General features: G+C 28.6%; 10 protein-coding genes. 1 reads left to right on the top strand and 9 read right to left on the bottom strand.

Annotated elements, in window-relative coordinates:
- The 5 genes from ACERKK_RS09840 to ACERKK_RS09820 form a co-directional block, all read right to left on the bottom strand.
- Positions 1-651 (bottom strand): DNA alkylation repair protein (locus ACERKK_RS09840; protein WP_373772913.1); only part of this gene is annotated, 651 nt, incomplete at its 3' end.
- Positions 652-824: 173 nt separating this feature from the next.
- Positions 825-953, bottom strand: a complete 129-nt coding sequence (locus tag ACERKK_RS09835) for a type II toxin-antitoxin system RelE/ParE family toxin (RefSeq protein WP_373772912.1) — start codon at positions 951-953, stop codon at positions 825-827.
- Positions 950-1,090: a hypothetical protein gene (locus ACERKK_RS09830; protein WP_373772911.1), complete on the bottom strand. Its 141-nt coding sequence runs from the start codon at positions 1,088-1,090 to the stop codon at positions 950-952. The genes ACERKK_RS09835 and ACERKK_RS09830 overlap by 4 nt, the downstream gene beginning before the upstream one ends.
- A 6-nt stretch (positions 1,091-1,096) precedes the next feature.
- Positions 1,097-1,303: a hypothetical protein gene (locus tag ACERKK_RS09825; protein WP_373772910.1), complete on the bottom strand. Its 207-nt coding sequence runs from the start codon at positions 1,301-1,303 to the stop codon at positions 1,097-1,099.
- A gap of 231 nt (positions 1,304-1,534) precedes the next feature.
- Complete coding sequence (locus ACERKK_RS09820; protein ID WP_373772909.1) at positions 1,535-1,927, bottom strand: hypothetical protein; 393 nt, start codon at positions 1,925-1,927, stop codon at positions 1,535-1,537.
- A 331-nt stretch (positions 1,928-2,258) separates the two neighbouring features.
- Here ACERKK_RS09820 and ACERKK_RS09815 point away from each other — a divergent pair, with 331 nt between their 5' ends.
- A complete protein-coding gene (locus ACERKK_RS09815) occupies positions 2,259-2,846 on the top strand; it encodes a phage integrase N-terminal SAM-like domain-containing protein (RefSeq protein WP_373772908.1) in 588 nt (195 codons plus the stop codon).
- On the opposite strand, the gene ACERKK_RS09810 is transcribed toward ACERKK_RS09815, so the two are convergent.
- From ACERKK_RS09810 to ACERKK_RS09795, 4 genes are all read right to left on the bottom strand, one after another.
- Positions 2,843-3,877: an energy-coupling factor ABC transporter ATP-binding protein gene (locus ACERKK_RS09810; RefSeq protein WP_373772907.1), complete on the bottom strand. Its 1,035-nt coding sequence runs from the start codon at positions 3,875-3,877 to the stop codon at positions 2,843-2,845. The two genes, ACERKK_RS09815 and ACERKK_RS09810, sit on opposite strands and share 4 nt — an antisense overlap.
- Positions 3,865-4,560: an ABC transporter permease gene (locus ACERKK_RS09805; protein WP_373772906.1), complete on the bottom strand. Its 696-nt coding sequence runs from the start codon at positions 4,558-4,560 to the stop codon at positions 3,865-3,867. The genes ACERKK_RS09810 and ACERKK_RS09805 overlap by 13 nt, the downstream gene beginning before the upstream one ends.
- A 30-nt stretch (positions 4,561-4,590) precedes the next feature.
- Complete coding sequence (locus tag ACERKK_RS09800; RefSeq protein WP_373772905.1) at positions 4,591-5,409, bottom strand: substrate-binding domain-containing protein; 819 nt, start codon at positions 5,407-5,409, stop codon at positions 4,591-4,593.
- Positions 5,410-5,432: 23 nt separating this feature from the next.
- On the bottom strand, positions 5,433-6,611 hold a 1,179-nt coding region (locus ACERKK_RS09795; RefSeq protein WP_373772904.1), incomplete at its 5' end, for a molybdopterin molybdotransferase MoeA.

Here is a 6,611-nt window from a genome sequence, read left to right as displayed (position 1 = left end):
TAGTTCTAATTCTTTTAAAGCATTTTTTGCAATCCATTGTGCAGATTTATTTTTATTTTGTAAAATCCTATTTGTACTTGAAATAGCTTTTCTATGTAAATCTATATTTCTTTTTCCAATATTTCTTAAAGCCCAATTGACTGCTTTTCTTACATATATTCTATCATCATTGACTTCTCTTTCAATAATTTCTAAAAATCTTTCAAATATTTTATTTGAAGTATTTTTATTTGCAAATCCGTAAGATGCCATTATTGTGAAACTTGCTCTTTTGATAAATTCATCTTCAGTTTTTGACCATTCTTCAGTTTTTTGTAAAGCATATTTACTTTTAGCAAAAAAACCCATGCAAAAAGAATCGCAAATTTCCCAATTTTCAAATGTTTTTACCCATTTTTCCATTAACTCTTCTGTAATATCATTAGGGTTATATATTTTACTACATAGTATTCTTGCTTCGTATATCTCTGTATCAAATAGCTGTAGAGCTAATTGATTATTTTGCCCTATTCTCTTTGCTAACTCTTTTAAATCTTTATGGTAAATACCTAATGAATTATTTGAAATGATTCCAAATTTATTTTCTTTAAATATAACTTTTTTAGGATTTGAAAGTTTATTAAGTTCATCTAAAATATCTTCTAATATCATTTATATTCCACTTTATATTTATTGACAAACGCCTGACTTAATGGACAAGTGACCCTCAGACAGTTTGGTTACTTCTTTACATATACACTACATTTTAGCTCTTTTAGGCTTGAAAATTCCGTGGGTCACTTGTTCATTTTCAAGGTTTTGTTATGCTTGATTGTTAGTAAAAGTTACGGAAAATATTTATATATTTCTCTTCTGTGTTTTACAGTTTCAATAACGATAATATCATTTTCTTTTTTAATACCAACTCTATAATCACCAAATCTGACTTTAAAATAATTTTTATATCCTGTCATTTTTCAACTTTTCCAATTTCGCTTAAATTATTATAAGTTGGTAATTTATCAAATACAAATTCTTCTATTGTGTCAGCATATTCAGTAGGTAATTTTAAAAGTTCTTTTAAGAATTTTTTCTTTATTTCAACTTCCATTTAATCTTATGAAGCTTTATTTTTTTTTAATGATTTATAATATTCTCTAGCATCATTTAAAGATAATGTTTCATTATCTTTATCTTCTTCCATTAGTTTATATAATGCAAAGTTTTCTAAAGTTTCTGTGATTTGATTGTAAGTATTTATATCTAATTGTACTGCAATTTTATGATTTTCGTTATCTACGATGTAGTTAGGATTGATACACATAATTTACTCCAATAATTTATTTTGTATCAAAACTTAAGTGAGTTTCACTTAAGTTTTAAATTTAGATTTATAAGTCCCTGAAATAAAACATTGCTAAAACTCCTATTGATATAGCAAATAATCCAATCACCATAAAATATTTTTGAGATTTGAAAGGTTCTTTTTCTCCACAATTTGGACATGGTTTAGCTGTAGGTGAAAGTTCTTTCCTACAAATTCTACACTTTTTCATTACTTACAAGCCCACGAATCATCTCTGCATAATATTTCTAGGTTTTCTTGAGCAGGTTTATGCCCACCTCGTGCTGATAAATACCAATTTTCATATGCTTTTATTTTATTATCTTTACTAAAATAATAAATTATACCAGCATTATATTGTGCAATTGGTAATGATGTACTCTCCTCTGGATATTTTTTGATTAATGTAATTGCTTTTTCACAAATTCTTGGATCTGATTTCTTGTTATTTATTTTATTAGCTGCTTTATTACAACGCCAAATTTGTTTCCACACTTTACCACTTGCACTTTCAATTCTTTTATCAAATTCTTTATTTGTCCATCCAAATCCATTTTGTGCAAATATTAAAAGCACACTTATCCCTAAAATCATTCTCTTCATCGAGAACCTCCAAAATTAACTAACTATAAAATATAGCTGTGATAAATTTTCAGTTTTATTTTGAAGACTTAGCATAACTATTTATTGAAGGAACACTATATCCAATTAATATATAAATCTATTATTAAAAGATATGGATTATGTACCTTTTATAATAGATTTTATTACAAATTGTAATATATTTAAAAGAAACTTAGTTTTTATACTATTATTCTTAAATATAAAATGTCCTTTTACCCCTTTATATCAAGATAAAAGGACAAAGTGTTCCGTTATTTGTCAAATATCTTACTATTAGGACATTATGTCCCTTAAGAAAAAGGTTTTTATTATGGAAATTAAAAAGAAATTATTAGATGTAGTACGAGATAAAATTAGATTTAAACACTATAGTATTTCTACTGAAAGAACATATGTGCATTGGATTAAGCATTATATTTTTTTTCATAAGAAAAAACATCCCATAGAAATGGGAAAAGTACAAATTGAAGAATTTTTAACTTATTTAGCTGTTGAAAAAAATATAGCTCCTACTACTCAAAATCAAGCTTTTTCGGCAATATTATTTTTATATAAAGAAGTTTTAGGAATCGATTTAACAAATGAGAATATACAAGCGTTAAGAGCACAAGAGAGAAAACATATCCCTGTAGTTTTAACAAAAGACGAAGTAAAAAAGGTTATTGCGAATATCGATGGAATATATAATCTAGTAGTAATGCTTATGTATGAATGTGGACTTCGTATGAGTGAAGTACTAAACCTAAGAATCAAAGATATTGACTTTGGGTTTAACAAAGTATATATATCGGATAGTAAATCTTTAAAAGATAGAACAACTCCTTTACCTTTAAAACTAAAACAAAAGTTACTTGTACAAATTGAGACTGTTTATGAAATACATAAAAAAGCATCCTAAATCCAACAAACCCCACAAACATCGATATTCACATGAATTTTATCACCAGGAAGTAGTGTTTGTTTTTGCATTTGTTCTCTTGTTACTCTTGTATTAAAACTTATTTTTCCTATTGAAAACTCTACTAACAAGCAACTACCTGATGGCTCTTGTCTTATTGATTCTATTTCGCCTATTAGGGTATTTTCATTTTTCATATAGTCACAGTTTTCTCTACAAATTTCAATACCTTCACTATTTATCATGATTACTGAATCTCTTTTTTTATCATGACTATTAGGGATAGTTAGTCTTTGACCATCTAGGAATACTTTTACAAGATTTCCTTCTTTGTTTTTTTCCCATGGTGCAAAAAGTAGGTTTACACTTCCGCTTTCTACTAGGTTTCCTTGAAATAGTGCTACTCTTCTATCACAGATATGGTTTAGCCAGTTATGGTCATGGCTTGAGATAAAGATTGTAGTATTGTATTTTTGTTTTGCACTTAATATTGCTTCTTTTATAAGTTGAGCTGAGTTTGTGTCAACTGCACTTGTTGGTTCATCTAGGATTAGAACCTTTGGCTTTAGTATCAGTCTTGCAGCAAGTGCTACTCTTTGGGCCTCACCACCTGATAATTGACTCCATTTTCTCTGTAAAAACAGACTATCAAGTCCAACTAAAGCCAAAGCTTCTAGGGCTTTTTCTTTTAAATTATCTGTTTGTTTTCTTAGTTTTAAACCATAAACAACATTTTCAAATACTGTTCGTTTTAAAAGATATGGATTTTGTGGAACCATTACTACACTTTGTCTTGTTTTTAAATCCATTTTTTTATTACACATACCATTAAATGATATATCACCAAGACTTGGTTTATCAATAAATGAAAGTAGTGAAAATAGTGTTGATTTTCCACTTCCATTTGGACCAAAAAAACCAATAATTTGATTTTCTTCTAATATAAGATTTTCAATACTAAGTACTTTTCTACCATCATAATGTTGTTCTATATTGTTTAATTCATACAAACTATGCATTATTGTGTCCATTTCCTTTTTAACATTGATAAAGCAATATTTACTATTAAAGCAACAGCAAATAAAACTAATCCAAGTGCAATACCTGTAACAAACTCACCCTTACCTGTTTCAAGAGCAATTGCTGTTGTTACTGTTCTTGTGTGGTATTTGATATTTCCACCAACCATCATAGAAATACCAATTTCTGTAATAATTCTTCCATAAGCAGTAACTGCTGCTGTCATAATTCCAAATCTAGCTTCAATAAGTGTCGCATTTAAAATCTGTAAAGGTTTTGCTCCCAAACCCTTCAAAGATGTATAAAGTCTTTTATCAACTGCTTCAACTTGAGTTGCAGTTAAGGCGATAATAATAGGCAAACCTAATACAATCTGCCCTATTATTATCGCTTGTTGAGTAAATAGTAAATCATAAGCTCCAAATGGTCCTACTTGTGATAGCATTGTATATGCCACAAGTCCGATAACTACTGTGGGCAATGCTAAAAAAGTATCTACAATCGTTCTAACAACTGCTTTACCAAAAAAATTATAATAACCAAGAGCAAATCCCAAAGGAAGCCCAATTAGTAAACTAATCAATAAAGACCAAGAAGATACTGTTATTGTTGTACTTATGGCAGAGTAAACACTCTCATTTCCTGACATAAGTAATTCAATTGCTTCTACGAAACCATCATGAAAAAGATTCATTCTATATACTAACCTTAACTATATTTTTTATTATTTATCTGCATTAGGAATAAATAAAGCTTGTCCTAATAATCTAAAATCTGCAATTGTTTTTTGAGTTTGCTCATTTACAACCCAGTTAGTAAATTTTTTAGCAAGTTCAGGTTTTACGTTTGAACATTTTTCTTTATTGATAGTTACAACAGAGTATTGGTTAAATAATGATTTATCACCCTCAACTACAACTTTCATATTAATATTCTCACCTTTTTGAGACATATATTTAATCCAAGTTCCTCTATCTGTCATTGTATATCCAGATTTTTCAGATGCCATATTAATAGTTCTTAACATTCCTTGACCTGTTTGTACATACCAAGTTGATGCTTCTGCTGTATCAACATTTGCATTTTTCCATAAAGAAAGTTCTTTTTTATTTGTACCTGAATTATCTCCTCTTGAGAAGAAGTTAATTTTATTATCTCTAATTTTTTGTAAAGCATCACTAGGTGCCATAGATGATACTTTTGCAGGATCTTTTTTAGGTCCTACGATTATAAAATCATTGTACATTACTTGTTTTCTATCAACACCAAATCCAGTTGCAATAAATTTTTTCTCAGATGCAGGAGCATGAACAAATAAAATATCTACATCACAATTTCCACCCATTTTTAAAGCTTTTCCAGTTCCTGTAGCTACCCATTTAAGTGCAATTCCCGTATCTTTTTCAAACTTAGGTGCAAGATAATCTAATAAACCTGTATTATCTGTACTTGTTGTTGTTGCCATCATTAAAGAATCTTTTGCCATTAAACTAGCTGACAATACCGCTGATAAACCTAATGTTACTAATGTTTTTTTAATCATATTTTGCTTCCTTATTTTTTGATTTAATTAAATATATTTATTTGTTCTTTTAATAACTTATTATTAAATTTAATAACTTTAATACTCTGATTTTCTTCAATAATTGAAGTATTTTCAGAAGTCACTAAAATACAATTACTCTCATATAAAGCCGTTATCATTCCTGAACCATATTTATTTTTTCTTGTTACTTTAAATCCTCCCGTTTCTAAAGTTCCTAGTACTAAATTTACTCGTCCTGCTTTTGTTTTAAACTCTTCTTCGTTTAAACCTATTGAAACATCATGGTAAAAATAGCTACTACCTTGAATTTTATTTAAAACAGGAATTGCAAATAATTGCATATTAACCATCGCAGTTAATGGATTTCCTGGTAAACACATAACAAAAGTATCACTCATCTTTCCCATCATAATAGGACGTCCTGGTTTTACATTTACTCCATGAAAAGCAGTTTGTAAACCATTTTTGATAAAAGCCTCACCAACAAAATCAGCATCACCCATTGAGATCCCACCAGTTGTAATAATCACATCATAAGTTTTTAGATTTGAAATAAAATTTATTGATTCTTCTAAATTATCAGGAATTACTCCTGCATAAGTTGCGTTGAATTTTGCTTCACTTAAAAGAGAAACTAAAGCATAAGAGTTACAGTTGTAAATCTCTTCATCACTTGCATTTTGCCATGGCTCTTTTAGTTCATTTCCAGTTGAAACAACAGCAATTGAAATTTCTTTGTAAACTTCAATCATCATAAGACCTTGTGAAGCTAAAAGAGTAATATGAGATGAGTTAATTACCTCACCTTTTTTAAATAATACATTTCCCTCTTTTTGTTCTTCACCTTTAAGTCTTAAGTTTGCACCCTGCTTTAAATCAGCTGGAATTCTTACTGTTTTATCTGTAACATCAGTACAATTCTCAATAGGAATAATAGTATCAACATCGCTTGGTACTTTTGCTCCTGTCATGATTTTATAACATTCATTATCCCAAAGTGATGGTTTTACTTTATCACCTTTGTCCCCTGCAAAAATCACTTTATTTATATTTAAAATCTTTCCTGCATCTTCTATTTTTATTGCAAAACCATCCATTGCTGAGTTATTAAAAGCTGGAAGGTTTTTTTTACAAATTACATCACTTCCTACAACTCTTCCTAAAGCAGATGAGATTGGAATAATCTCTTTTAATGTTGT

Origin of the sequence: Poseidonibacter sp., assembly GCF_041821165.1 — a bacterium.
Taxonomy (GTDB): domain Bacteria; phylum Campylobacterota; class Campylobacteria; order Campylobacterales; family Arcobacteraceae; genus Poseidonibacter.
The sequence above is the reverse complement of the archived record's forward strand: the minus strand, read 5'-3'. Positions and strand labels throughout refer to the sequence as shown.

Bases quoted from the DNA above. Each gene is read 5' to 3' on its own strand.
- ACERKK_RS09835 (WP_373772912.1), bottom strand. From the start codon at position 953: ATGACAGGATATAAAAATTATTTTAAAGTCAGATTTGGTGATTATAGA.
- ACERKK_RS09830 (WP_373772911.1), bottom strand. From the start codon at position 1,090: ATGGAAGTTGAAATAAAGAAAAAATTCTTAAAAGAACTTTTAAAATTA.
- ACERKK_RS09825 (WP_373772910.1), bottom strand. From the start codon at position 1,303: ATGTGTATCAATCCTAACTACATCGTAGATAACGAAAATCATAAAATT.
- ACERKK_RS09820 (WP_373772909.1), bottom strand. From the start codon at position 1,927: ATGAAGAGAATGATTTTAGGGATAAGTGTGCTTTTAATATTTGCACAA.
- ACERKK_RS09815 (WP_373772908.1), top strand. From the start codon at position 2,259: ATGGAAATTAAAAAGAAATTATTAGATGTAGTACGAGATAAAATTAGA.
- ACERKK_RS09810 (WP_373772907.1), bottom strand. From the start codon at position 3,877: ATGGACACAATAATGCATAGTTTGTATGAATTAAACAATATAGAACAA.
- ACERKK_RS09805 (WP_373772906.1), bottom strand. From the start codon at position 4,560: ATGAATCTTTTTCATGATGGTTTCGTAGAAGCAATTGAATTACTTATG.
- ACERKK_RS09800 (WP_373772905.1), bottom strand. From the start codon at position 5,409: ATGATTAAAAAAACATTAGTAACATTAGGTTTATCAGCGGTATTGTCA.